This is a genomic window from Novosphingobium sp. SG919, from assembly GCF_012932495.1.
Lineage (GTDB): Bacteria > Pseudomonadota > Alphaproteobacteria > Sphingomonadales > Sphingomonadaceae > Novosphingobium > Novosphingobium rhizosphaerae.
Genome location: NZ_JABCNG010000001.1, coordinates 1803360 through 1829392, shown reverse-complemented (window position 1 = coordinate 1829392; position 26033 = coordinate 1803360). Strand labels below are relative to the sequence as shown.

Here is a 26033-nt window from a genome sequence, read left to right as displayed (position 1 = left end):
GTGAACGGCAGTCAGGCGGCAAGCGTGGTGGTAACCGCCGAACCCTGGGTGAGCGTCTTGTGCACCGGGCAGCGGTTGGCGATCCCAAGCAGTTCGGCACGCACCGCTTGGTCGAGAGCAGGATCGAGCGTGATCGTGCGGGTGAACTGGTCGGCCGGCACCTGGCCCGCCACGCGGGCGTGGGTCACATGCGTTTCCACCGTGCCCACGTCCCAACCCTTGCGCCCGGCATAAAAGCGCAAGGTCATCGTGGTGCAGGTCGCCAGCGCGGCGCACAGCAGGTCATAGGGCGTCGGGCCCGTGCCCAGGCCGCCTTGCGCCAGGGGCTCATCGGCCAGGATGTCGTCCTGTCCCTCGCGCCCGCCAATCGCCAGGCGGGATTGAAACGTGCCCGCGCCGGTGCTGGTGGCGGTGGCGTGGGGAAGATGCGAGGCGACGTCTTGGGTCATGGCCGGAAACCTTGTGGCGCGGCAGGCAGGGGCGGGGCGGCCGCTGCGCCATGCAGCCGCCCCGGAACGCATTGGGTCAGAGCGTGTCGACCAGCACGATTTCGCTGTCTTCAAGCGCGGTGATCGTGACCGTGTCGACATCCGCGATGGCCAGGCCGTCGCGGGCGTTGGCTTCCACGCCATTCACGGCAACCTTGCCGGTGGCGGGCACCAGATAGCCCTTGCGTTCTGCACCAAGGACATAATCGACGCTTTGCCCGGCATGGAGCGTGGCAGCCACCAGGCGCGCGTCGGTGCGGATCGGCAGGGCGTCCTTGTCTTCCTCATAGCCGCTGGCGAGCACGACCAGTTCACCGGCGCGTTCCGCCTTGGGGAACTGGCGGGCGCCCCAGCTGGGCTGTTCACCCTGGCGGGTGGGCATGATCCAGATCTGGAAGATGCGCGTGGTTTCATCTTCTAGATTGTATTCGGCGTGGGTGATCCCGGTGCCCGCGCTCATCACCTGCACGTCGCCAGCGGCGGTGCGGCCCTGGTTGCCCAGGTTGTCGCGGTGGGTGATGGCCCCTTCACGCACATACGTGATGATTTCCATGTCGCGGTGGGGGTGGGGCGGGAAGCCGCTCTTGGCCGCGATGGTATCGTCGTTCCACACGCGCAGGTTGCCCCACGCCATCCGCGCCGGGTTGTAATAGTCGGCGAACGAGAAGTGGTGGGCGGCGTCCAGCCAACCGTGGTTGGCGCGGCCAATGCCGGAAAAGGGGCGAAGTTCGATCATGGCGTATCTCCGTCTGGCTGGCGGCGATCAGGGCCGTTCAGCTGTTGGGGCCAATCTAGGCATTCCCGCTTGCAAAGAAATGGCAATGATGGAAAACCATCGGTGAAGGAATTTGCATTATGTCTCTGCCGGATTTGGAAGCGTGGGCTATTTTCGCCAAAGTCGTAGATACCGGCTCGTTCGCTGCCGCGGCCGACGCGCTCGGCCTGTCGAAGCCCACCGTGTCCAAGGCGGTGACCCGGTTGGAGGCGCGGTTGGGCGTGCCCCTGCTGCATCGCACCAGCCGCCGCCTGGCGCTCACGGAAAGCGGGCGCGGCGTGCTGGACCGGGCGCGGCGCATCCTTTCGGATGGCGAGGCGGCAGAGGCGCAGGCCGGTGCGGAAGGCGACGTGCCGCGCGGCTTGGTGCGCCTCGCCGTGCCGATGGGCTTCGGCTTGCGCCACGTTGCCCCGCTGCTGCCCGAATTCCTTGCTGCTTATCCCCATGTCGGGCTCGATCTCGATCTGTCGGATGCGCGGGTCGATGTGGTGGGCGGCGGGCACGATGTGGTGCTGCGCATTGCCGGGCTGGATGATAGCTCGCTGCGTGCGCGCCGCCTTTGCGCGGTGCGCCGGCCATTGGTGGCCGCGCCAGCCTATCTTGCCACGCATGGCACGCCCTCGCATCCGCGCGATCTCTCGCACCATGCCGGGCTGCTCTATACCAATCTCGATTCCCCCGAAGCCTGGCGCTTTCACCACGCGGTGGAAGGCGATTACGTCGTCACCGTGAAGGGGCGCTTGGGCGCCAACAATGCCGACGCGCTGGCCCCGGCGCTACTGGCCGGGCAGGGCATCGCGTTGCAACCCGACTTCATGGTGTGGGAAGACCTTGCCGCTGGCCGCCTGGTGGAAGTGATGCCCGAGTGGCGCGTGCCCGATATCGCGCTGCATCTGGTCACGCCGCCCGGTGCGCAGCGGCCGGCACGGGTGCGGGTGCTGATCGATTTCCTCGCCAGGCACTTGTCACGCCCGCCATGGTCGCTTGCTGGTCAGGTCGGTGCGGCCCAATGAAGAATGGCGGCGGTCAGCGCTTCGGCCGCCAGGTTGTGCCCGCCCGGTCCGATCACGGCAAATTCGATGGCCGGCAATTCGGGCAGTGCGCCATGCGGCCGCAACGGCGCCAGGCCCTGCGGCACCAGGCGCAGCGAATGCGGCATCACGCCCAGCCCGGCGCGGGCCGCTGCCGTCAATCCGCTCAGGCCCCCGCTGGTGAAAGCCACGCGCCATGGCACGCGCGCACGGTCCAACGTGTCGAGCGCGAGGGCCCGCGTCACGCTGGGCGGGGGATAGAGCAGCAGCGGCACCGCCTCGACCGGGTCATGGCGGAACTCCGGCGCCGCAACCCACCCCACGGTTTCGCGCCAGGCCGTCACGCCGCGCCGCTCACCGGGGCGTTTCTTGACAAAGATGATATCCAGCCCACCCGCGTCGAACTGCTCGTAGAGCGTTTCACTCAGCGCCACCGTCAGGGCCAGGTCGACATCGGGATGGCGCCGCGCGAATTGCGCCAGAACATCCGGCAGGGCCGACAGCACGAAATCCTCGCACGCGCCAAAACGCAGTTGCCCGCGAAGCCGCAGCCCGGAAAGGTGGGCATCCATCCGGCCATGGGCATCGAGCACGCGACGTGCATGGTCGAGAAACGCTTCGCCTTCGGCCGACAGCGCCACCCGGTGCGTGTCGCGCGCCAGCAGGCGCCGCCCGGCCAGGTCTTCCAGCCGGCGGATCTGCTGGCTGACAGTCGATTGCCGGGTGCCGAGCACCCGCGCCGCGCCGGTGAAACTGCCGCATTCGGCCACGGTAACGAATGCGCGCAAAAGGTCGGGGCCGATCATCACGCGATCATGCCACAGTCGTGTCTGCCATCAAGAGTGTGAATGACTGTTATCGCCATGATCATGATTGTGCATGGATGCTTTGCCGCTTACCTGCGGCAACATCTGTTTTTCGCAAGGACCACGCCATGGGCAAGCTGCGCACTCTGATCGATCCCTATCTGCTGCTGCTGATCGGCACGATCGGGATTGCCGCCTTGTTCCCGGCGCATGGGCGCGGCGTGGCGGTTGCCGATGTGGCGGTCACGGCGGCCGTGGCGCTGCTGTTCTTCCTCTACGGTGCGCGCCTGGCGCCCCAGGCGGTGTGGCAGGGCCTGTCGCACTGGCGCTTGCAGGCGCTGGTCTTTGCCAGCACATTCGTGCTGTTTCCGCTGATCGGGCTGGGCGTCGTTCATCTCATCGGTGGGTTGGTGGCGCCCGATATCGCGGTCGGCCTGCTGTTCCTGTGCGTGCTGCCCTCGACCGTGCAATCCTCGATCGCGTTCACCTCGATCGCGCGGGGCAATGTCCCCGCGGCACTGTGCAGTGCCTCGCTGTCCAATCTCGTGGGCGTGGCGCTCACCCCGATCCTCACCGCGCTCTTGCTGCCCACGTCGGCCAGCGGGGGCTTTTCGGCCCATTCGCTCGAAGCGATCGGCATGCAGATCCTGCTGCCGTTCGTGGCGGGCCAGATCGCGCGGCCGTTCATCGGTGATTGGCTCGGCCGCTACAAGAAGATCGTCGGCTATGTCGATCGCGGTTCGATCCTGCTGGTCGTCTACGCCGCATTCAGCGCCGGCATGGTGGCAGGGGTTTGGACGCGCCTGGCCCCGGCAGACCTGCTGATCGTCTTGCTGCTCAACCTGCTGATCCTGGCGCTGGTGATTGCCGCCACCACGCTGGCCAGCCGCAAGCTGGGCTTTTCCACCGCCGATGAAATCACCATCGTGTTCTGCGGATCGAAAAAGAGCATGGCCAGCGGCATTCCCATGGCCACGATCCTGTTCGCCGGCCACGCCGTCAGCCTGATCGTGCTGCCACTGATGCTGTTTCACCAGGCCCAACTGTTCGTCTGCGCCACGCTGGCGCGGCGTTATGCCGCGCGGCCGCAGGACTGATCGCCCACTTCATCGGCGCTGGGATCGAGCACCAGCAGCAGCCGTCGCTGCCCGGTTCCGGCGATCGGTGGCGAGCGGTGGAGCACGGCCGGTTCCGCCACCGCCAGCCGCCCCTTGAACAGGCCGACCTGGCCCGGCTGCATTTCCCGCACCGGGCCTTCGGGGCCCTCGTTGGCCATGATCCACTGCGTACCGGGACCGACCAAGGGCATCAGCAGGCGCACGCTGACATAGTCCATGTGGAAGCGGCGGCAGGCATCGGTTTCCACCACATCAAGCCGCAGGCGCAAGCGCAGACTGTCCGTCAGGGCCGCAAACCGGCGCATCTGGCGGGCGATTTCCACCGCAAGGGCCACAGTCCCCGGCAGCGCAGCAAAACCCGCTTCGCGCAAGCGTTGGCCCAGGTCCTGCGCACGGAAAGGGGCATCGATCCAGCAATCGATATCGTCAAGCGCCGCCAGATCGACTTCGTCTAGCCAGTTCAAGGCCATCGGCCTGGCGCGTTGCCACAGGGCGAGTTGTACCGCGCTATGGTGAATTTGCGCCAGCACGGCTTCGCACGGTGCGCAAGCGATTGCTGGGTGATGGGGTAGTGGCATGGCTGCTCGCGATAATGTTATGTGATACCATATCATTCTCGATCGCACGCGCCAGGTCAAGTCCACGGGGAACTTTACGCAATCCTTATGCCATGGCCCCACCCCGCCGTGGAACCTTAACGGCCGCATCCCCCACATCGGCACCATCACACAGCCAAGGAGCTGATCATGGAGATTCGAGGTTTGCAGCGGCAATCGAAGGGCGGTCGCGGGCGCGATTGGGGCCTGCGCCTGGCCGGTCTTGCCGCGCTTGCCACCGTGCCCTTGCTGGCACAGGGCCTGCGCCACGTGGAACTGGCCGAACATGGCCACCCCGGCCCGCTGGCCTTGCTGGTGGCGCTGCTGATGGTGCTGGCACTGTGGGCCGGCTTTGGCCTGGGCCTGGGCGGGGCAGGGCTGTTCCGCCTGCAGCCGCTGCCGCCGCGCGCCTGGCTGCCGGTGTCGCGCAAGGCCATGTCGCGCAAGGATTCCGCACAATGACCGATCTTGTCTGGCTGGCGGTGCTCGCCGGCCTGTTTGGCATCACGCTGGCCGCCATCGCGCTTTGCGCCAAGGCCTGAGCCACCGGCCCGAGGAACCATCCGATGACCATTTCCGAAACGCTCGCCGCGCTGGTCGCGGCGGGCCTGCTTGTCTATCTCGTGGCCGTGCTTTTGCGGCCCGAGCGTTTTTGACGGGGGCCATGCCATGACATCTGCCACCCTTTTGTCGGGCTGGGGCCTGATCCTGGTTTTTACCGCACTGGTCGCGCTCATCGCCAAGCCATTCGGCTTGTGGCTTTTCGCCGTTTACGAAGGCCGTCGCACGCCGCTGCACGTGGTGCTCGGCCCGGTCGAGCGCGGCTTTTATCGCCTGGCGGGCATCAACCCCGAACAGGAGCAGGACTGGCGCCAGTATGCGCTGCACCTGATGCTGTTCCAGGTTGTCACGGTCATATTCACTTATGCGGTCCTGCGTCTGCAGGGCGTGCTGCCGATGAACCCGCGTGGGCTCGCCGGCCTTTCGCCCGATGGCGCGATGAACACCGCGATTGCCTTCGTCACCAACACCAACTGGCAGTGGTATGCCGGCGAAGTGGTGCTGTCGAACCTGTCGCAGATGGTCGGCCTCACCATTCACAACTTCCTCTCGGCAGCGACCGGCATTGCCGTGGCCTTCGCCCTGTTCCGTGGCTTTGCCCGCGCGCAGACGCGCAACCTGGGCAACTTCTGGGCAGATCTGACCCGCGTCACGCTCTATGTGCTGCTGCCGGCCTGCGTGGTCTATGCCCTGTTCCTGGTGGCCAGTGGCGTGCCGCAGACTTTCGCCAGCCTGGTCGATGCGCACACACTCGAAGGCGCGCACCAGGCCATCGTGGTCGGCCCGGTCGCTTCGCAGGAAGCGATCAAGATGCTCGGCACCAACGGCGGCGGGTTCTACAATGCCAACTCCGCCCATCCGTTCGAAAATCCCACGGCCCTGGTCGATTTCGTCCAGATGCTGTCGATCTTCGCGCTGGGCGCTGGGCTGACCTACACGTTCGGCAAGGCCGTGGGCAACACGCGCCAGGGCTGGGCGATCCTGTGGGCCATGCTCGCGCTGTTCGTGGCGGGCGCTTCCATTGTCTGGTGGCGCGAGGCCGCAGGCAACCCGATGCTGCACCAGCTCGGCGCGATGGGCGCCAACATGGAAGGCAAGGAAGTGCGTTTCGGCGCCGCGGCCAGCGCGTTGTTCGCCACGGTCACTACGGCGGCATCGTGCGGGGCGGTCAATGCCATGCATGACAGCTTCACGGCGCTGGGCGGCATGATCCCGCTGTTCAACATGCAGCTTGGCGAAATCGTCATCGGCGGTGTCGGCTCGGGCATCTATGGCTTTCTGCTGTTCGCCGTGCTCGCCGTGTTCCTCGCCGGCCTGATGGTGGGCCGCACCCCGGAATATGTGGGCAAGAAGATCGAGGCACGCGAAGTCAAGCTGGCGGTGCTGGCCATCGTCATCCTGCCGCTGTGCATCCTGGGGCTGACGGCCGTGGCCGTGGTCCTGCCCGCGGGCCTCGCCGGGCCGCTGGCCAAGGGGCCGCATGGCTTTTCCGAAATCCTTTATGCCTTCACCTCGGCTACGGCCAACAACGGTTCGGCTTTTGCGGGCCTCACCGCCGGCACTCCGTTCTACAACGGGTTGCTGGGCGTGGCGATGTGGCTGGGCCGCTTCCTGGTCATCGTCCCGGTGCTGGCCATTGCCAGCAGCCTGGCGGCGCGCAAGCAGACGCCAGCCGGCCCCGGCTCCTTCCCCACCACGGGTGGGCTGTGGATCGGCCTGCTGATCGCCACGATCCTGATCGTGGGCGGCCTCACCTTCCTGCCTTCGCTCGCGCTTGGCCCGGTGGCCGATCATCTCACCGGCGCTGCCGGCCTGCTTTACTGAGGATACCTGACGTGTCCCAACCAACCTCGATGTTTTCGGCCCAACTGGTCGTTCCTGCGCTGGGCGGCGCGCTGCGCAAGCTGCATCCCGCCCAGCTCGTCCGCAACCCTGTGCTGTTCACCACGGCGGTGGTCGCGCTGCTGCTCACCGTGCTGCTCTTCGTGGGCAACACCGGTCTGTCGCTGGGCTTCCAGCTTCAGCTCATCGTGTGGCTGTGGCTGACCGTGCTGTTCGGCACTTTTGCCGAAAGCCTGGCCGAAGGGCGCGGCCGCGCCCAGGCCGCCTCGCTGCGCGCCACCCGGTCTGACCTTGTCGCCCGCCTGCCCGATGGCAGCAAGGTCTCGGCCGCCTCCCTGCAAAAGGGCGCCGTGGTGCTGGTCGCCGCGGGCGAACTGATCCCGGCCGATGGCGAAGTGATCGCCGGCGTCGCCTCGGTCAACGAAGCGGCCATCACCGGCGAAAGCGCGCCGGTGATCCGCGAGGCGGGCGGCGACCGCAGCGCCGTCACCGCCGGCACCCGCGTCTTGTCTGACGAGATCACCGTGCGCGTCACCCAGGAACCGGGGCAGGGCTTCCTCGATCGCATGATCGCGCTGGTCGAAGGCGCACAGCGCCAGAAGACGCCCAACGAGATCGCGCTCACCATCCTGCTCGTGGGCCTCACGATCATCTTCCTGATCGCGGTATCCACCATCCCTGCCTTTGCCCGCTATGCCGGGGGGCAGATCCCCGTGGCCGTGCTGGCGGCGCTGCTGATCACGCTGATCCCGACCACCATTGCCGCGCTGCTTTCGGCCATCGGCATTGCCGGGATGGACCGCCTGGTGCAGTTCAACGTGCTGGCCAAGTCTGGCCGCGCGGTGGAAGCGGCCGGCGACATCGACGTGCTGCTGCTCGACAAGACCGGCACGATCACCGTGGGTGATCGCCAGGCCAGCCGCTTCCTGCCACTGGCGGGCGTGGCCCCGGCCACCTTGGCCCAGGCCGCGCTGATCGCCAGCCTGGCCGACGAAACCCCCGAAGGCCGCTCGATCGTACGCCTTGCCCAGGAAGCCCATGGGCTGGAAGCACCCGAAGTGCCTCAGGGCGCGCAAGTCATTCCCTTTACCGCACAGACGCGCATCTCTGGCCTCGACAATGCCGGCCATGTGGTGACCAAGGGCGCGGTCGACGCCATCCTGCGCAGCGCGCCCGATGCCGCGCGCGGCGCCGGGGCGGCCGAACTGCGCCGCATCGCCGAAGACGTGGCGCGCCAGGGGCAAACCCCGCTGGCCGTGGCTGAAAACGGCACGCTGCTGGGCATTGTCGCGCTGAAAGACGTGATCAAGGCCGGCGTGCGCGATCGGTTTGCCGAACTGCGCAAGATGGGCATCCGCACGGTGATGATCACCGGCGACAACCCGCTCACCGCTGCCGCCATCGCGGCAGAATCCGGCGTGGACGATTTCCTCGCCGAAGCGACGCCTGAGGACAAGCTCGCCCTGATCCGCCGCGAGCAGCAGGGCGGCCGCCTGGTGGCCATGTGCGGCGATGGCACCAACGATGCGCCCGCGCTGGCCCAGGCCGACGTTGGCGTGGCGATGAACACCGGCACCCAGGCCGCGCGCGAGGCTGGCAACATGGTGGACCTGGACAGCGATCCGACCAAGCTGATCGAGATCGTGGGCCTGGGCAAGCAGTTGCTGATGACGCGCGGCGCGCTCACCACGTTCTCGGTGGCGAACGACGTGGCGAAGTATTTCGCCATTATCCCGGCGATGTTCCTGGTGCTCTATCCGCAGCTTTCGGTGCTCAACGTGATGCACCTGGCCACCCCGCAAAGCGCGATCCTCTCGGCGATCATGTTCAACGCCCTGATCATTCCCGCACTCGTGCCGCTGGCGCTCAAGGGCGTGCGCTATCGCCCGGTGGGGGCAGGGGCATTGCTCGCGCGCAACCTGGCGATCTTCGGCGTCGGCGGCCTGATCGCCCCGTTCGCCGGGATCAAGGCGATCGATCTGCTCGTCGCCGCGCTGCATCTGGCCTGAAGGAATTTCCGTCATGAATAGGGATATTGTTGCTGCTCTGCGCCCGTCGCTGGTGATGACGGGGCTGTTCGCCGGCCTGCTGGGCCTGGCCTATCCTGCCGCGATCACCGGCGTCGCCCAGGTCGCCTTTCCCTGGGCCGCCAATGGCAGCCTGGTGACCGATCACGGCCAGGTCATCGGTTCCGACCTGATCGGCCAGGCCTTTGCCAGCCCGCGCTATTTCCGCGGGCGCCCGTCGGCGGCGGGCAGTGGTTACGATGCCTCTGCCTCGGCCGGCTCCAACCTCGCGCCCTCGTCTCAGGCTCTGCACGATCGCGTGGCGGCCGCGACAAAGGATCTTGCCGCCACTTCACCAGGCTCTCCCGTTCCGCCTGACCTGGTGACCACCTCCGCCTCGGGGCTCGATCCCCATATTAGCCCCGAGGCGGCCTTTTTCCAGGTGAGCCGCGTGGCCAGCGCGCGCGGGCTTTCGCCCGAGACTGTAAGGGCTCTGGTCGCAGCGCACGTGGAACAGCCGCTGCTGGGCCTGCTGGGTGAGCCGCGCGTCAATGTGCTGCGGCTCAATCGGGCACTGGACGAAGCCACGGTGGCGCGCGCACAAGGGCATTGATGACGCCTGCTCGCCCCGATCCCGATGCCCTGTTGCGCTTGGCGGAACAGGAAAGGTCCGGCCGCCTCAAGGTTTTCCTTGGGGCGGCTCCGGGCGTTGGCAAGACCTGCGAAATGCTCGACGACGCGCTGGGCCAGGCGCGGGCCGGGGTGGACGTGGTGGTCGGCGTGGTCGAAACCCACGGCCGCGTCGAAACCGAGGCTCGCTTGCGCCCCTTGCCCGTGCTGCCGCGCAAGGAAGTGGCCCATCGCGGCCACACCCTGCTGGAAATGGATATCGATGCCATTCTCGAGCGGCGCCCCTCGCTGGTACTGGTCGATGAACTGGCCCACGCCAATGCGCCGGGCAGCCGGCATGACAAGCGCTGGCAGGACGTGGAGGAGATCCTCGCCGCCGGGATCGACGTGTGGTCCACGCTGAATATTCAGCACCTTGAAAGCCTCAACGATGTCGTCGCTTCGTTCACCCATGTGCGGGTGCGCGAAACCGTGCCCGACCGCTTGCTCGACCGGGCTGAAATCGAGGTGGTCGATACCCCGCCCGATGAATTGATCGAGCGCCTGCGCGCCGGGAAAGTCTATGTGCCGCAGGAGGCGGCGCGCGCGCTGCACCACTTCTTCTCGCGCTCCAACCTTTCGGCCTTGCGCGAACTGGTGCTGCGCCGCGCGGCGCAGGCGGTCGATGCGCAGATGCTCGATGCCGTGCGGGCGCAGGCGCTGGCCGGCACCTGGGCGACGGCCGATCGCGTGCTGGTGGCCGTGGGCAGCCACGATGCCGCCAGCGACGTGGTGCGTGCCGGCCGCCGCCTGGCCGATGCCCTGCGCGCGCCGTGGACGGCCGTGCATATCGAAACGCCAGGCGAACGTGGCGCCCAGGCCAACGCGCGCCTGGCCGAAGCCATGCATCTTGCCACCCAGCTTGGTGGGCAAGTGCTGGCCATGCCGGCTTCCGGGGTGGTCGATGGCCTGGCCCAGGCGGCAGCCGATACGCGTGCCACGCTGCTGGTGGTGGGCGCGCCGCGCCCGCGCCGCTTTGCCTGGCAGCGCCGGCTGACGGTTGACACCCTGGCCCGGCGCCTGCCCGATCTGGCCTTGCAACAAGTCCCGGTGGTGCATCGCGCGGTCCCGGCCCGCTTGCCCACCCCCGTGCCCGATTGGCGGCGGTTGGCGGCGGGGCTGGTGCCCGCACTGGGCGCAACCGCACTCGTCACCGCATTGGGCCGCCTGCTGTTTGCCGCGGCGCCGATCACCAACGTGGCGCTGCTCTATTTCCTGCCGGTCATGCTGGCGGCCACGCGCTATGGCCTGGCCACCGGGGTGCTGACGGGCCTTGCCGCCTCGCTCGCCTACAATTTCTTTTTCATCCCGCCCACCGGCACGTTCACGATCGAAGATCCGCAGAACATCATCACCGTACTGGTCCTGGTGGCCGTCGCGGCGGTCAGCAGCCAGTTGGCGGCGCGCTTGCGCCAGCAAGCGCTGCTGGCCGGCGCCAGCGCGCGCACCAGCGCGGCGCTTGCCGGCTTTGCCCGGCTGCTCACGGGCGTGACCACGGCCGAGGAACTGGGCCGCGTGCTCTGCGCCGAGGCCGCGCGCCTGCTCGATGCCCACGCCGTGCTGCTGCTGCCGACGGATGGCAAGCTGGTCGTCGCCGCCGCTTTTCCCCCGCAAGACCGGCTCGAAGTGCTGGACATGGCCGCCGCGCAATGGGCGTTCGATCGTGCGCAGCCGGCGGGCCGCGGATCGGGCACGCTCACCGCGTCGGAATGGCTGTTCACCCCGCTCGCCGCTGGCGGTGCGCCGCTCGCGGTGCTCGGCCTGGCGCGCGGTGATGCCGCCGCCCCGGTGCGCAGCGACCGCTTGCCGCTGCTGGGCAGCCTGGTCGACCAGGCCGGCCTCGCGCTCGAACGCATTCGCCTGGAGCACGACATGGCCGGCGTGCGCCAGTTGGAAGAGCGCGACCGGCTGCGCGCCGCGCTGCTGTCTTCGATCAGCCACGATTTGCGCACGCCGTTGACGGCCGTGGTCGGCACGCTGCGCGAACTGGTGCCCGCCAATGAAGACCAGGTGCCGATCCTGGCCACCGCGCGGGCCGAGGCCGACCGCCTGCAACGCTTCATCGCCAACCTGCTCGACATGGTGCGGATCGAGGCTGGCGCGATCGCCCTGCGAACCGAAGCGGTGGACCTGGCCGAGGCGGTGGCCAGCGCCGTCCACGATCTGCGCCGCACCCTGGGCACCCGCGCGGTGACCATGGACATTGCGCCCGATCTGCCGCTGGTGATGGTCGATCCGCGCTTGTTCCACCACTGCCTGATCAACCTGATCGAAAACGCGGCGCGCCATGGTGGCGAAGAAGGCGCGATCACCCTTGCGGCGCAGCGCCGCCCCGACGGCCTCGATCTGCGCGTGCTGGACGAAGGGCCGGGCCTGCCGCCCGGCATGGCAGTTCGCATATTCGAACTTTTCACAAGAGTGGAAGGCTCGGATCGCAAGGGCGGAACGGGCCTTGGCCTCGCCATCGTCAAGGGGTTTGCGCGGGCGATGGGCCTGGATGTCAGCGCCGCCAATCGCGGCGATCGCGCCGGCGCTTGCTTCACGGTGCATTTCAGCGAACATCACTTGCGAAAGATCAGTCCCGAATGACCAGCTTTGCCACCCGCGTCCTGGTGGTGGACGATGAACCTGCCATCCGCCGCCTGCTGCGCGGCAGCCTGGCCCGCGCCGGGCACGAGGTGATCGAGGCGGGCGACGCGCGCGCGGCGCTGGCCGCCCTGGCGATCGACAAGCCGGACCTCGTGCTGCTCGACCTTGGCCTGCCTGATCGCGACGGGCTGGAACTGATCCCGTTGGTCAAGGCAGCGGGGGCGGCATTGCTGATCGTTTCGGCGCGCGACGCGACCGATGAGAAAGTTGCCGCGCTCGATCTGGGCGCGGACGATTATGTGACCAAGCCGTTCGACACCGAGGAAGTCCATGCCCGCATCCGCGTGGCCCTGCGCAGCCGGCTCAGCCGCGTGGCCGAGGAACCAGTGGTGCAGGTGGGGCCGATCACGGTGGACCTCGCGGCCCGGCGCGTGCTGCGCGATGGCGCAGAAGTGCACCTCACGCCCAAGGAATACGGCTTTCTCGCGCAGCTTTGCCGCCATCCGGGGCGCGTTGTCTCGCACGCCGCGCTGCTGCGCGCCGTGTGGGGCGCGGGGCATGAACACGATGTGGAATACTTGCGCGTGGCGGTGCGCGGGGTGCGGCGCAAGTTGGAAGAGGGCGACGTTGAAAGCAGCATGATCCGCAACGAACCCGGTGTTGGCTATCGGCTCATCACGGGCTGATCGGCGCTCTAGTCTTGCACTGGTAAGATAGATCGCGCATCCAGCGTGCAGGAGAACCGCCCGATGCTCAATTCTCGCGATCTTGCCATTCTCGATGTGCTGCAACGCGACAGCGATACGCCATTGGCCGAAGTAGGGACGCGCGTGCACCTTTCGCCCTCGGCCTGCTCGCGCCGGATCGCCCACCTGCGCGAGGCCGGCTATATCAAGCGCAACGTGGCGGTGATCGATCGTGCCAAAGTTGGCCTGCCGACCACGGTGTTCGTCACGGTCAGCGCGCGCACGCATAGCGCGGCTTGGACCGAGCAGTTCCGCCAGGCCGTGGCCCACATTCCCGAAGTGATGGAAGTCTATCGTCTCACCGGCAGCATCGACTACCTGCTGCGCATTGTGCTGCCCAGCGTGGACGACTATGACCGCGTCTACAAGGCGCTGGTGGCGCGGATCGAGATGAACGTGGTCTGCGCCTCCATCGTGATGGAAACGGTCAAGTCTGCCGAAAGCCTGCCGTTGCATCAGGCGCCGCGGGCTTGACCAGGCGCACGCGCCACGACACGCTGGCCCCCTCATAGCCAAGGACACCAGGCGCCATGATCGAACCTTCCGCTGGCCTCCCGCTCGATCGGCGGCGCATGTTCCAGTTGGCCGCCGTTTTGGGCGGTGGCCTTGCCCTGGGCGAACGCGCATTCGCCGCGCAAGGCAGCCCCATGCCGGCCGCGTCGGCGGCGCCCAGCCTGAAAGTGCCGCCGGGGACCATCCGCCTCAATGGCAACGAATATTGGGAAGGGCCGGTGGACGATGGGCTGGATGCCGCCCGTGCTGCCGTTGCCCGCAGCAACTATTACGATCCGGCCGGCGAGCGTGACGCGCTGATCGAGACGGTTTCGACGATGGAGCGCGTGGGCGCCGATCATGTGGTGCCCTGGGCCGGATCGGGCAGCCCGCTGGCGCGCGCCGTGGTTGGCTTTTGTGGGCCGGAACGTGGGCTGGTTACCGCTGATCCGACGTTCGAAGTGGCGTGGATGGTGGCGGCCTATGTCGGCGCGCCGGTGGCCAAGGTGCCGCTGCGCAGCCCGGACCAGGCTCACGATGTGCGCGCGATGCTGGCCGCCAATCCGCGTGCCGGGCTTTACTATGTCTGCAATCCCAACAATCCCACCGGCTCGCTCACGCCGATGGAACACATCGCCTGGCTGGTGGAAAACAAGCCCAAGGATGCGGTGGTCCTGCTGGACGAAGCCTACCTGCATTTTTCCCACGCCGCATCGGGCATGGACCTGGTGCGCAACGGGCGTGACGTGGTGATCCTGCGCACGTTCTCGAAAATCTTCGGCATGGCGGGCATGCGCATGGGCCTGTCGATCGCGCGGCCCGATCTGCAGGCCAGGCTGATGCAATACGATGGCGTGATCCAGACCCTGCAACTGCCTGTGCCCGCCCTGGCCTGTGCCAGTGCCAGCCTGCGGCGCATGGACCAGATCACCAACCGGCGCGAACAGACCACGCAGACGCGCGAAAAGACGGCGGCCTTCCTCACCCAGCGTGGCCTGGCCGTGCTTCCCAGCGCGGCCAACATGCTGATGGTCGATTGGGGCAAGCCGGCCGCGCCGATCAAGGCGGCGATGGAAGCAAAAGGGATCGCCATCGGCCGGTCCTGGCCGATCTGGCCGACCCGGTCGCGCATTACCATCGGCTCCCCCCAGGAGATGGAACGCTTTTGCGCCAGCGTCGATCGCGTGCTGGCGCAAGCGTGAACCAAGCCTAGCGTAGCCGGCCCGATGCCACCAGGGCCGCCAGCTCTGCCGGCAGCGGCAGCGTGGCCGGGCTGTGGGGCGCCGGTTCGGCCGGGCCCAGCGTGGTGCGCATGGGCAGCACCCCGGCCCAGACCGGATAGTCGGCTTCCTCGGGATCACCGGGCGGGCCGGCGCGATCCTTCACGCTCGCTTCTTCGATATCCATCCACACCACGGTCGATGCCTTGGCCTCTTGTGCCGTCATCGGCCGCAGGCTGTCCCACCGGCCGGGGAACAGGGTGTCGACCATGGCGCGCAGGGCCGCGGCACTTTCCTGTGGATCGGTGATGCGCTGCGCCCGGCCGAACACCATGGCGCTGCGATAGTTGACCGAATGGTTGTAGGCCGACCGCGCCAGGACATAGCCATCCATCAGGCTGACGGTCAGGCACACGCGCTGGCCGTCGATCTTGCGCAGGAAGCGGCTCGCCGATGATCCGTGCCAGAACACGCGGTTGCCCTCACGCCAATGGATCGTGGGCGTCACATAGGGCTCGCCATCGATCACATAGCCGACGTGGCACAGCGGCGCGGCATCGAGCACGGCATGGACATCACCCCAGGCGTGGCTGGCACGATCGTGCATGCGCCGCACGCGGCTGCGTTCGGTTACGGGGAATTCCTGGGTCATCGCTTGGCTCTCTTTCCACTGGGCATACGTGTGATGCTGCAGAAGTGGATTGCCGATAAGAACCAGTTGCCAAAATCTGACCAGTCCAGTTTGATGGGGCATGGCTATCGAACCGACAACCTGGCTGGTGCTCGACCGCGCCGTGGGCGACCTGGAAGGCCAGATCTATCGCGCGTTTCGCACCCGCATCCTGGGCGGCGCGTTGCAGGCCGGCGCGCCGCTGCCTTCCACCCGCGCGCTCGCCGCCGCACTGGGCCTGGCACGCAGCACCGTGGTGGCCGGCTATGATCGGCTTGCAGCCGAAGGCTATGTCAACGCGGCGCGGGGATCGGCCACGCGGGTGGCGCCGTTGCCCCCGCCGCCGCAAGGCGCCGCAGATGGTCGATCGTTCGCGCCTGTGCCGCCGCCAGGCTCACCCGATCCAGCCCGCTTCCTGCCGCTGCGCCCCGGTCTGCCCGATCTCGAGGCATTTCCCCGCGCCACCTGGGCACGTTGCCTGGCGGCACGGGCCCGCGCCCTGCGGGTCCATGACCTGGGCTATGGCGACGAGCAGGGGTTGCCGATCCTGCGTGCGGCGGTGCTGGATCACGTGCGCCGCACGCGTGCGGTGGTGGCCGATCCGGCGCAAGTGGTGATCGTGCCATCCACCGCTGCGGCTGTGGCCCTGCTGGCCGGGCTGGTATTGGCGCCGGGCGATGCGGCCTGGGTTGAAGATCCCGGCTATCCCACGGCCCGGGCGCTGTTGCAGCGGGCCGGCGCGCGGATCGCGGCGGTGCCGGTCGATGTGGGGGGGATCGACCTTAGCCAAGCTCCCGCCGGGCCGCCTCCACGCCTCATTCACGTGACGCCCTCGCACCAGTATCCCACTGGCGCGGCGATGAGCCTGGCACGGCGGCTGCGCCTGCTCGACCATGCGGCAGCCTGTGGCGCGCTTGTGGTGGAAGACGATTACGACAGCGAATTCCACTACGCCGGGCGCCCGCTGGCGAGCCTCCAGGGCCTGGATGAGCGCGGCTGCGTTGCCTATCTCGGCACCTTTTCCAAGGTTCTGGCTCCGGGATTGCGGATTGCCTATGCCATCGTGCCGCCGCGCTTGGTGGCGCCGATGCAGGCGGCCGTGCGGCTTTCAGGCGGAACGGTGCCGATCCATCTGCAGGCGGCAATGGCGGATTTTCTGGAGGAAGGGCACCTCAACGCCCACGTCCGGCGCATGCGCAAGGTCTATCATGCCCGGATGGTCGAAACCGCCGAGAGGCTCGACGCTGTTGCCGCGGGGCGCTGGCGGGTCGGGCCGGTCGATGGCGGGCTGCAACTGGCGCTGTGGCTGGCGTCGAGGCATCATGACGATACCGCGCTGGCCCGGCAACTGCAGGATAGGGGGCTGGGCGTTCTGCCGTTGTCAGGCCTGTTCGTGGGGCCGGCGCAACCAGGCCTCTTGATCGGTGTGGCCACTGCGCAATCACCGGTGATCGATCGTCTTGCGGCCGCGCTCGATGCGCTGGTCTTGCCGTCAGATAGCCGTGATGCAAACCACGGCTGCAGGATTTAGGGGCGCCAGTCGCGATGGCCCCAGTGGCGCAAGGGGCGGCCGCAATTCCGGCACGGGGCATACTCGGTACCGGCCTCGTAATAGCGTTTGCCGCGGTTCGGATCGTGGCGGCCTATGCTGCAAAGCAGCACGCTCCACAGTTTGGGAGATAGGTCCATAATGACACTCCTGTTCGCCATAAGATAGGAAGAATGCGAACCCTTTGGCGAATCCGTCCGGTCTGGATGCGTTTGATATTATTGCACTGCACACATGGCTTGGCGAGGAAATTTACCTTTGCTTTGCATTATCACCAGTCTGGTTGCCCATATGCCACGCCAGCGCCTCCACGCGCTCGACAATGGCAGCGGACATCGCCGATGGCGGCACGATTTCCGACCAGGCCTGGTGAAAGCACAGCAGCCAGCCTTCGATTTCGGCGCGGCCGATCGGCGCCACCATATGGCGCATGCGCAGGCGTGGATGGCCATATTGGCTGGTGTAGAGCGGCGGCCCGCCGAGCCAGCCGGTAAGATATTCAAACAACCGCTGCTGCGCCCGTTCCAGCGATGGCGGGTGCACCGCGCGACAGGCGGCGGCGCCGGGCAGTTCTTCCATCAATTGATAGAACCGCGCGACAAAGGCGCGCACCATGGCGTCTCCACCTAGCAGTTCGTATGGCGATGGGGCGGGCGTTTCCGGCTCGGTTGGCACAGTCTGCGTCATGGCCGGCGCATAGCCATTCGTCAGCGCGCTGGCCAGCGCCGCGCGGGGTGATTACAAGCCGCCGCCATGGCACGCATACTGGTCATCGAGGACGATCCCGACACCGCCGCCGAAATCGTGGCGGAACTGGCCGGCCACGGACACGACGTGCGCGCGGTGGGCGATGGCGGCGCGGGCGTGGAACTGGCGCTGCGCGAGCCGTTCGATGCCATCACGCTCGATCGCATGCTGCCCGAACTCGACGGGCTTTCGGTGGTGGCGCGGTTGCGCGCGGCGGGGCTTACGCTGCCGGTGCTGATGATCAGTGCGCTGGGCGATGTGGACGAACGCATTGCCGGCCTGCGCGCAGGCGGCGACGATTACCTGATCAAGCCTTTCGCGCCCGATGAAATGGCGATGCGCGTGGAAGTGCTGCTGCGCCGCCAGCGGCAGATGGCCGCATCCACCGCCATGCTGGTTGCCGGACCGGTCGAGATGGACCTGATCCGCCGCGAAGTGCGCGTGGGCGGCGAGGCGGTGCGCCTGCTGCACATGGAATTCCGCCTGCTGGAATTCCTGATGCGCAACGCGGGCGAAACCGTGGCACGGCAGATCATTTTCGAGCGGGTGTGGGGCTATTACTTCGATCCCGGCGCTAATCTGATCGCCGTGCACATCGCGCGCCTGCGCAAGAAGATCGACCTGCCGGGCCGTCCCTCGCTGATCGAGACCGTCAAGGGTGAAGGGTACCGCTTCGATGCTGGCTGAGGCGCAGCGCAACTGGCCGCGCTTTTCAGCCATTCGCAAGACGAGCACGTTTCGCCTGGCGGTGATGTTCGGCGGGGCGGCGGTCTTGGCCGTGCTGCTGGTGCTGGCCATGGTCTATAGCCTGACCGCCAGCAACCTCGACACGCGGGTGGACCTGATACTGCGCGCCGAAATGGCGCGCCTGCAGGCCTTGCCGGAAAGCGACCTGCCCGCCGCAGTCGAGGCGTCTGCCCGTGCCGGGGCCAATCCCCTGGGCCATTTCGGGCTGATCTCCCCCGGCGGGCGCTGGGTGGCAGGTGACCTTGGCGCCAGCCCGCCGTTGCGCCTGGGCCGCACGTATGCGCGCGAAGATGGGCCCGACGTGCGCGGGCCGCTGCATATCCTGGCGCAGCGCACCCCGAACGGCGCCATCCTGATGGTCGGCCGCGATTCCACCGTCATCACCGAACTGCGCAACAACGTGCTGGCGATCCTGCTGGCGAGCGGTCTGGTGGTGGTGCCGTTGCTGCTTGGCGCGGGGCTGGCGTTGAGCCTGGGGCCGCTGCGGCGGGTGGATCGCTTGCAGCGCGTGGCGGGCAAGATCGCGGCCGGCCGTCTCGATGCGCGGATGCCGGTGGACGGGCGCGGCGACGAACTGGACCTGCTCGCCGACACCGTCAACCAGATGGTGGGCGAGGTGGAACGCTCGATGGCGCAGGTCCGCTCGGTCACCGATGCCATCGCGCACGATCTGCGCACCCCGCTCACGCGCGTGCGCAACCAGCTCTATCGCGCCGCCCGCGCGCCGCAATTGCCACCTGCCGAGGCACGGCGAATCGAGGCGGCGATCGAAGACCTCGATACCGTGCTGGCCCGCTTTGCCGCCCTGCTGCGCATCTCGGACCTGGAGGCGGGTCATCGTCGCAGCGGCTTTGCCCCCACGCGGATCGATGAACTGGTCGCGGTGGTGATCGATCTCTATGCGCCGCTGGCCGAGGAGCGAGAGGTGACTCTGGCTGCGGGCGATCTGCCCGCCGCGACGCTGCTTTGCGATGGGCAATTGATGGTCGAGGCGCTGAGCAACTTGGTGGACAATGCCATCAAGTTCAGCCCGATCGGCGGCACGGTCATGGTCACCATCGCGCAAGCCAACGATGAGACGGTGATTACCGTTGCCGACGAGGGGCCGGGCATTCCGCCCGAGCAGGTTGCCGCCGTCGTCCGTCGGTTCGATCGGGGCGCAGCCTCGCCCGCCGTGCCGGGATCTGGCCTGGGCCTGAGCGTGGTGGCCGCGATCGCGCACCTGCACCAGTTTGCCCTGGAACTGCGGCCGGCCCGCACCGATCCGGCGCGCCCCGGCTTGCGCGCCCAGATTCGCGCAAGCACCAAAAATCCCAAGTGAAATTCATTTCATTGGCAAGGCGCCATCCGCAGGTTCAATGGAGCCGGCGGTTGGCGCTGCACCACAGGCGCCATCCCACGTTTATGGTGCCTGGTGGGTCCCGCATTCGCACGTGCGAAGTGTTGGCAGCCAGGCCAAACCCTTTGGGAACGCCATGCTGCAACTGGTCAAGCTCGCGCTCAGCAAGCCTTATACCTTCGTCGTCCTGGCCATTCTGATCGTGCTTTCCGGCTCGATCGCCTGGCTGCGCACCCCCACCGACATTTTCCCTGATATCCGCATCCCGGTAATCGCGGCCGTGTGGCAATATCGCGGCCTGCCCCCGCAGGACATGGCAGGCCGGGTGGTTTATTACTACGAGCGCTCGCTCACCGCGACGGTCAACGATATCGACCATATCGAAAGCCAGTCGATGAACGGCGTGGGGGTGGTCAAGATCTTCTTCCGCCCCGGCGTCGACGTGCGCACCGCCACCGCGCAAGTCACCTCGGTGTCGCAGACCGTGCTCAAGCAGATGCCGCCGGGGATGACCCCGCCGCTGATCCTCAACTACAGCGCCGCCACGGTGCCGATCCTGCAGATGGCGCTGTCTTCGGGCCAACTTTCCGAACAGGCGATCTATGACCTCGGGCAGAACGGCATCCGCCCGCAGCTTGCCACGGTGCAGGGCGCTGCCGTGCCATCGCCCTATGGCGGGCGCGAGCGGCAGATCCAGATCGACCTCGATCCCGCGGCCTTGCTGCAACGCCATCTTTCGGCCGCTGACGTGGGCGCGGCCCTGGCGGCGCAGAACCAGATCGTGCCGGCTGGCACCAGCAAGATCGGCGAATTCGAATATACCATCAGCCTCAACAACAGCCCGCAGGTGATCGACCAGCTCAACGCGCTGCCGATCCGCACGGTTGACGGCACCACGGTGACCATCGGTGACGTGGCCCACGTGCACGATGGTTCGCCCCCACAGGTGAACGAAGTACGCGTCGATGGCGGGCGTGCCGTGCTGATGACGATCCTCAAGTCCGGCTCTGCCTCCACCGTCGACATCGTCAACAACATCAAGGCGCTGTTGCCCAAGCTGAAAGAGACGCTGCCCGACAGCCTCAAGGTGCAGTTGCTGTCGGACCAGTCGCTGTTCGTGAAAGCGGCGGTTTCGGGGGTGGTGCGCGAAGGGGTGCTGGCGGCCGTGCTCACCAGCGTGATGATCCTGCTATTCCTGGGATCGTGGCGCTCGACCGTGATCATCGCCACCTCGATCCCGCTGGCCATTCTGGCCGCGGTGGCGGGGCTGGCGGTGACCGGCGAAACGCTCAACATCATGACGCTGGGAGGCCTGGCGCTGGCGGTGGGCATCCTGGTGGACGATGCCACCGTCACCATTGAGAACATCAACTGGCACCTGGAACAGGGCAAGGGCGTGGCCCAGGCGATCATGGACGGGGCCGAGCAGATCGTGCGCCCGGCGTTCGTTTCGCTGCTGTGCATCTGCATCGCGTTCCTGCCGATGTTCTTCCTGCCGGGCGTGGCCGGGTTCCTGTTTGCGCCGATGGCCAAGGCGGTGGTCTTCGCGATGATCGCCAGCTTCGTGCTGTCGCGCACGCTGGTGCCCACGATGAGCAATTTCTTGCTGCGCGCGCATGGATCGCCCCATGCGGTGGACGTTATGGTTAGCCATGATGCGTTGTCGGCGCAGGAGCCGGGCCAGAACCGGCTCGTGCAGGCGCTGCGCCGGTTCCAGCACGGCTTTGAAACGCGGTTCGAGGCGATCCGCGCCTGGTATGTGGCCGTCCTGCGTGCCGCGCTGCACGGCCGGCGCCGGTTTGTTCCGGGCTTCATGATCGTGGTGCTGGCGTCGATGGCGCTGGTGCCGTTCCTGGGCCGCAATTTCTTTCCCAGCGTCGATTCCGGCCAGATCAGCCTGCATGTGCGCGCGCCGGTCGGCACCCGGCTGGAAGAAACCGCTGCCCTGTTCGACAAGGTCGAGAACGAGATCCGCCGCGCGGTGCCGCCCGGAGAGCTGGTCTCGATGGTCGACAACATCGGCATGTCCTCGTCCGGGATCAACGTTGCCTATGCCAACAGCGGCGGGATCGGATCGCAGGATGGTGATATTCTGGTCACGCTGGGCGAAGGGCATCATCCCACGGATGGCTATGTGCGCACGCTGCGCGAGCGATTGCCGCGCGTGTTTCCGGGCACCACGTTCTCCTTCCTTCCGGCCGATATCATCAGCCAGATCCTGAACTTTGGCGCGCCGGCCCCGATCGACGTGATGATCACCGGGCCCGATACCAAGGGCAACGCCGCCTATGCGCGGATGCTGGCGGGCCGCATCGGCCACGTCGCAGGGATTGCCGACGTGCGCATGCAGCAGGCCACCAACCATCCCGAGTTGCGCTTCGACATCGATCGCGCCCAGGCCGACCGGCTTGGCGTGACGGAGAACGACGTGACCAAGAGCCTGTCGGTCAACCTTGCCGGCAGCTCGCAAGTGGCGCCCACGTTCTGGCTCAATCCCAAGAACGGCGTGTCGTATCCCATCGTGGTGCAGACGCCGGAGTATCGCACCGACAGCATCAACGCCTTGCAGAACATCCCCGTCAGTTCCTCGCGCCCCGGTGCGGTGCAACTGCTGGGCGCGCTGGGCACGATGACGCGGGAGCCGTCGCCAGCGCTGATTTCCCACTATTCGGTGCAGCCCGCCTATGATGTCTATGCCACCACGCAAGGGCGTGACCTGGGCGCCGTGGCGGGCGACGTGCAGAAGATCCTGCACGATACCGCCAGCAGCCTGCCCAAGGGCGCCACGGTGACGATCCGTGGCCAGGTGGAAACGATGAACTCGGCCTTCACCGGGCTGGTGCTCGGGCTGATCGGCGCGGTGGTGCTCATCTACCTGCTGATCGTGGTCAACTTCCAGAGCTGGATCGACCCGGCGGTGATCGTCTCGGCCCTGCCGGCCGCGCTGGCGGGGATCGCGTGGACGCTGTTTGCCACGCACACGCCGCTCTCGGTGCCGGCGCTGACCGGGGCGATCATGTGCATGGGCGTTGCCACCGCCAATTCGGTGCTGGTGGTCAGCTTTGCCAGAGAGCGTCTCGCGGTGCTCGGCAATGCCACGCTGGCCGCGATCGAGGCGGGCTCCACTCGCTTCCGCCCCGTGCTGATGACCGCGCTCGCCATGATCATCGGCATGGCGCCGATGGCTCTGGGCCTGGGCGAGGGGGGCGAGCAGAACGCCCCGCTCGGCCGTGCCGTGATCGGCGGCCTGATCTGCGCGACCATTGCCACGCTGGTGTTCGTGCCCGTGGTCTTTTCCATCGTCCATCGCAAGCACCGGCCGGGTGGCACTGCTACCCCGCATACACCCGCGCCGTCCGATGACCCCATCTTCTTCAAGGGAGACCTTGTCCATGCAGAATGAAACCAGCCTGATCGTGGGCCAGGAAGACGCCCCCGCCAACCCGCCACGCGGCCTGAAGACGGCCGGTATCGTGTCCGGCGTCATCGCCGCGGTGATCGTGGGCGCGGGGCTTTACACCCGCCATGGCGAAGCGGCTGACACCCACGCGTGGAGCGAGGCGCAGGCAATTCCCACCGTCCACCTTGTCGATGTGACGCCTGCGGCTGCCAGCGGCGATCTGACGCTGCCGGGCACCATGGCCGCATGGAACACGGCCCACATCTTTGCCCGCGTGCCTGGCTATATGCAGGCGTGGAGCCGCGATATCGGCGCCAGCGTGGGGCAGGGCACGCCCCTGGCGCAGATCGAGACGCCCGAGTTGGACCAGCAGATCGTAGCCGCCCGCGCAGCTCTGGCCAAGGCGCGCGCCGGGGCATCCTTGGCGCGCAGTACGGCGGCGCGGTGGAACGACCTGCTGACCGACCATTCGGTTTCGCAGCAGGAGGCGGACGAGCGCAACGGGAACCTGGCTGTGCAAGTCGCCACCGTGCGCGGGGCCGAGGCAGACCTTGCGCGGCTGTTGGCCATGAAGGCCTATGCCACGGTGCGAGCGCCCTTTGCCGGGGTGGTCACGCAGCGCAACGCCGATATCGGCGATCTGGTGGGGCCGGGCGCCACCAACCAGCAGCCGATGTTCACGGTGGCCGATGTTGGCCGCATCCGCATCTACGTGGGTGTGCCGCAGACCTATGCCGCAGCCATGAAGCCGGGTGTGGAAGCGACGCTGACCGTGCCCGATCAGCCGGGCCAGACGTTTGCCGCCAAGGTGGTCGGTACGTCTGACGCGATCAACCCGCAGACCGGGGCGCTGCAAGTGCAATTGCTGGCCGACAACACCGCCCATGCGCTGCGTGCGGGCGGCTATGCCCAGGTGGCGTTCAAGGTGCCGGGCGGTGCCGGCGCCGTCACGATCCCGTCGAGCGCGCTGCTGTTCCGCGCCGCCGGCACGCAAGTGGCGACGGTGGGCGGTGATGCCCGCGTGCGCCTGGTGAAGATCACGCTGGGCCGCGACCTGGGCAAGGCGGTGGAAGTGGTTTCGGGCCTTTCGGCCGGGGCCAAGGTGATCGACAATCCGCCAGATTCCATCGCCGATGGCGATCCCGTGCACGTGGACGGGGGGCACCATGGCTAAGTCTTTGGGCCGTCATCGCCACGGCCTGGTTGCAGGGCTGGTGCTGGCCTTGGCCGGTTGCGCCAGTGCCCCGGACTATCATCCCCCACAGGTGAGCCTGCCAGCCAATTTTGCCGGCACCGGTCCGTGGGTGCCGGCCGATGGCAGCGCCGCAGCGACGCCCACCGATTGGTGGACGGTGTTCGGCGATCCCGTGCTCGACGGGTTGGAGCAGCAGCTCAATACCGGCAATCCATCGCTCGCGGCCGCCGTGGCCCGGCACGACAAGGCGGCCGCGCTGTTGCGCCAGGCGCGGGCCGATCTGTTCCCGCAACTCGGCACCAGCGCCAATCTTACGCAAAACCGCCAGTCCAATGATCGTCCCCTGCGTGGCGCGACACAGCCGGACTATTACGGTTCGCAGACCGTTGGCCTCAACGGCAGCTACGAAGCCGACCTTTGGGGCCGGGTGCGGGCCAATGTGGCGGCAGGGCGCGCCGATGCCCAGGCGGCGGCCGACGATGTGGCCGATACGCGGTTGCAGCTCCAGGCCGAACTGGCCGAAGGCTATGCCGTGCTGCGCGGGCAGGACCGGATCATCGCCCTGCTCGATGCAACGGTCCAGGCCTATGCCCAGGCCGACCACATGACGGGGCGCCGCTTTGCCGGGGGCATCGCCAATGCCATGGAAACCGGCCAGTCCGCCACCCAGCTCGCCGAAGCGCAGGCTGCCCTGGCTGATGCGCGCAACGCCCGTGCCCTGGCAGAGCATGCGCTGGCGACGCTGGTTGGCGCACCAGCCACCGGGTTTAGCATCGCCCCGGCGGATCGCACGCTGGCACTGCCGCAAGTGCCGGTGGGGGTGCCGTCCACCTTGTTGCAGCGCCGGCCGGATATCGCAGCGGCCGAACGGCGGATGTACGCCGCCAACCGCCGCATCGGCGTGGCGCGTGCGGCGTTCTTCCCCTCGCTGCTGCTGGGTGGGCAAGTCGGCCTGCAGGACACGGCTCTGTCCGATCTGATTGCCGCGCCCAACACGTTCTGGTCCATCGGGCCTAGCGCCGTGCTGACGCTGTTCGACGGCGGGCGCCGCCATGCCCGCGTGATGCAGGCCCGCGCCGAATGGGATGCCGCGACGGCCGATTATCGCGGCCGCGTGCTAAGTGCCGTGCAGGACGTGGAAGACGGCCTGTCCCGCCTGCATCACCTGGGCGACGAAGCAGCGGCGGAAAGCCATGCCGCAGAACAGGCCGGGAATGTGGAAACGCTGGCCATGCGCCGCTATGAACGCGGGGCGGTCAGCTATCTCGACGTCGTCACCGCGCAAACCACCGCGCTGCGCACCCGGCAAAAGGCGATCGAGGTGGATACCCAGCGCCTGCAGGCGGCGGTCCGGCTGCTACGCGCGACCGGCGGCGGGTGGCAGGATGGCCGCGCTGCTGCTGGGGCGCCCAAGGCGGGGTGACGCACCATGGGTGAGGGGGGCTTG

Annotated in this window: 23 protein-coding genes; 17 read left to right on the top strand and 6 right to left on the bottom strand. The window is 67.4% G+C overall.

All coding sequences use genetic code 11. The annotated features are described in order from the left end of the window. Positions 1 to 11: 11 nt before the first annotated feature. Complete coding sequence (locus FHT19_RS08205) at positions 12 to 449, bottom strand: OsmC family protein (protein WP_169474545.1); 438 nt, start codon at positions 447 to 449, stop codon at positions 12 to 14. A 76-nt stretch (positions 450 to 525) separates the two neighbouring features. Continuing rightward, complete coding sequence (locus FHT19_RS08200) at positions 526 to 1224, bottom strand: pirin family protein (protein ID WP_168555061.1); 699 nt, start codon at positions 1222 to 1224, stop codon at positions 526 to 528. A 119-nt stretch (positions 1225 to 1343) separates the two neighbouring features. Between FHT19_RS08200 and FHT19_RS08195 the strand changes: the two genes are divergently transcribed. After that, complete coding sequence (locus tag FHT19_RS08195) at positions 1344 to 2276, top strand: LysR family transcriptional regulator (RefSeq protein ID WP_168555060.1); 933 nt, start codon at positions 1344 to 1346, stop codon at positions 2274 to 2276. On the opposite strand, the gene FHT19_RS08190 is transcribed toward FHT19_RS08195, so the two are convergent. Further along, the gene (locus FHT19_RS08190) at positions 2255 to 3100 is read right to left on the bottom strand and encodes a LysR substrate-binding domain-containing protein (RefSeq protein ID WP_168555059.1); all 846 of its coding nucleotides are present in this window, start codon (positions 3098 to 3100) and stop codon (positions 2255 to 2257) included. The two genes, FHT19_RS08195 and FHT19_RS08190, sit on opposite strands and share 22 nt — an antisense overlap. Positions 3101 to 3228: 128 nt before the next feature. Between FHT19_RS08190 and FHT19_RS08185 the strand changes: the two genes are divergently transcribed. Beyond that, on the top strand, positions 3229 to 4197 hold the full coding sequence (locus FHT19_RS08185) for a bile acid:sodium symporter family protein (RefSeq protein WP_168555058.1): 969 nt from the start codon (positions 3229 to 3231) through the stop codon (positions 4195 to 4197). Here the strand turns inward: FHT19_RS08185 and FHT19_RS08180 are convergent. Continuing rightward, on the bottom strand, positions 4173 to 4748 hold the full coding sequence (locus FHT19_RS08180) for a DUF1826 domain-containing protein (protein ID WP_169474544.1): 576 nt from the start codon (positions 4746 to 4748) through the stop codon (positions 4173 to 4175). The two genes, FHT19_RS08185 and FHT19_RS08180, sit on opposite strands and share 25 nt — an antisense overlap. A gap of 216 nt (positions 4749 to 4964) precedes the next feature. Here FHT19_RS08180 and FHT19_RS08175 point away from each other — a divergent pair, with 216 nt between their 5' ends. From FHT19_RS08175 to FHT19_RS08135, 9 genes are all read left to right on the top strand, one after another. Next, the gene (locus FHT19_RS08175) at positions 4965 to 5276 is read left to right on the top strand and encodes a hypothetical protein (RefSeq protein WP_169474543.1); all 312 of its coding nucleotides are present in this window, start codon (positions 4965 to 4967) and stop codon (positions 5274 to 5276) included. 104 nt (positions 5277 to 5380) lie between these two features. Beyond that, positions 5381 to 5470 carry a K(+)-transporting ATPase subunit F gene (gene kdpF, locus FHT19_RS08170; protein WP_168555055.1) on the top strand — a complete coding sequence of 30 codons (90 nt, stop codon included), beginning with the start codon at positions 5381 to 5383 and terminating at the stop codon, positions 5468 to 5470. A gap of 13 nt (positions 5471 to 5483) precedes the next feature. Further along, positions 5484 to 7199: a potassium-transporting ATPase subunit KdpA gene (gene kdpA, locus FHT19_RS08165; protein ID WP_169474542.1), complete on the top strand. Its 1716-nt coding sequence runs from the start codon at positions 5484 to 5486 to the stop codon at positions 7197 to 7199. 29 nt (positions 7200 to 7228) lie between these two features. Further along, positions 7229 to 9226 (top strand): potassium-transporting ATPase subunit KdpB, encoded by a 1998-nt coding sequence (gene kdpB / locus FHT19_RS08160; protein WP_169474985.1) that lies wholly within the window; start codon positions 7229 to 7231, stop codon positions 9224 to 9226. A gap of 13 nt (positions 9227 to 9239) precedes the next feature. Further along, positions 9240 to 9836: a potassium-transporting ATPase subunit KdpC gene (kdpC, locus tag FHT19_RS08155; RefSeq protein WP_169474541.1), complete on the top strand. Its 597-nt coding sequence runs from the start codon at positions 9240 to 9242 to the stop codon at positions 9834 to 9836. After that, positions 9836 to 12481, top strand: coding sequence for a sensor histidine kinase KdpD (locus FHT19_RS08150; protein WP_169474540.1), 2646 nt, complete (start codon positions 9836 to 9838; stop codon positions 12479 to 12481). The genes kdpC and FHT19_RS08150 overlap by 1 nt, the downstream gene beginning before the upstream one ends. Beyond that, positions 12478 to 13167 (top strand): response regulator transcription factor, encoded by a 690-nt coding sequence (locus FHT19_RS08145; protein ID WP_169474539.1) that lies wholly within the window; start codon positions 12478 to 12480, stop codon positions 13165 to 13167. Before FHT19_RS08150 ends, FHT19_RS08145 begins: the two co-directional genes overlap by 4 nt. Positions 13168 to 13230: 63 nt before the next feature. Beyond that, positions 13231 to 13701: an Lrp/AsnC family transcriptional regulator gene (locus FHT19_RS08140; RefSeq protein ID WP_169474538.1), complete on the top strand. Its 471-nt coding sequence runs from the start codon at positions 13231 to 13233 to the stop codon at positions 13699 to 13701. 56 nt (positions 13702 to 13757) lie between these two features. Then, on the top strand, positions 13758 to 14921 hold the full coding sequence (locus tag FHT19_RS08135; protein WP_169474537.1) for a pyridoxal phosphate-dependent aminotransferase: 1164 nt from the start codon (positions 13758 to 13760) through the stop codon (positions 14919 to 14921). 7 nt (positions 14922 to 14928) lie between these two features. Here the strand turns inward: FHT19_RS08135 and FHT19_RS08130 are convergent, their stop codons facing one another. Beyond that, on the bottom strand, positions 14929 to 15591 hold the full coding sequence (locus FHT19_RS08130; RefSeq protein WP_169474536.1) for a pyridoxamine 5'-phosphate oxidase family protein: 663 nt from the start codon (positions 15589 to 15591) through the stop codon (positions 14929 to 14931). Between the two features lie 100 nt (positions 15592 to 15691). On the opposite strand from FHT19_RS08130, the gene FHT19_RS08125 reads away from it, so the two are divergent. Beyond that, positions 15692 to 17140: a PLP-dependent aminotransferase family protein gene (locus FHT19_RS08125; RefSeq protein WP_169474535.1), complete on the top strand. Its 1449-nt coding sequence runs from the start codon at positions 15692 to 15694 to the stop codon at positions 17138 to 17140. A gap of 270 nt (positions 17141 to 17410) precedes the next feature. Here the strand turns inward: FHT19_RS08125 and FHT19_RS08120 are convergent, their stop codons facing one another. Next, on the bottom strand, positions 17411 to 17845 hold the full coding sequence (locus tag FHT19_RS08120) for a group II truncated hemoglobin (RefSeq protein ID WP_169474534.1): 435 nt from the start codon (positions 17843 to 17845) through the stop codon (positions 17411 to 17413). Between the two features lie 66 nt (positions 17846 to 17911). Here FHT19_RS08120 and FHT19_RS08115 point away from each other — a divergent pair, with 66 nt between their 5' ends. The 5 genes from FHT19_RS08115 to FHT19_RS08095 all read left to right on the top strand — a co-directional run bounded on the left by FHT19_RS08115 (position 17912) and on the right by FHT19_RS08095 (position 26009). After that, the gene (locus tag FHT19_RS08115; protein ID WP_169474533.1) at positions 17912 to 18592 is read left to right on the top strand and encodes a response regulator transcription factor; all 681 of its coding nucleotides are present in this window, start codon (positions 17912 to 17914) and stop codon (positions 18590 to 18592) included. Further along, positions 18564 to 19973 (top strand): HAMP domain-containing sensor histidine kinase, encoded by a 1410-nt coding sequence (locus FHT19_RS08110; protein WP_248290317.1) that lies wholly within the window; start codon positions 18564 to 18566, stop codon positions 19971 to 19973. Before FHT19_RS08115 ends, FHT19_RS08110 begins: the two co-directional genes overlap by 29 nt. Before the next feature lie 154 nt (positions 19974 to 20127). After that, a complete protein-coding gene (locus FHT19_RS08105; protein WP_169474532.1) occupies positions 20128 to 23394 on the top strand; it encodes an efflux RND transporter permease subunit in 3267 nt (1088 codons plus the stop codon). Beyond that, complete coding sequence (locus tag FHT19_RS08100; protein WP_169474531.1) at positions 23384 to 24565, top strand: efflux RND transporter periplasmic adaptor subunit; 1182 nt, start codon at positions 23384 to 23386, stop codon at positions 24563 to 24565. The genes FHT19_RS08105 and FHT19_RS08100 overlap by 11 nt, the downstream gene beginning before the upstream one ends. After that, on the top strand, positions 24558 to 26009 hold the full coding sequence (locus FHT19_RS08095; protein ID WP_169474530.1) for an efflux transporter outer membrane subunit: 1452 nt from the start codon (positions 24558 to 24560) through the stop codon (positions 26007 to 26009). Before FHT19_RS08100 ends, FHT19_RS08095 begins: the two co-directional genes overlap by 8 nt. The last annotated feature ends 24 nt before the right edge of the window (positions 26010 to 26033 follow it).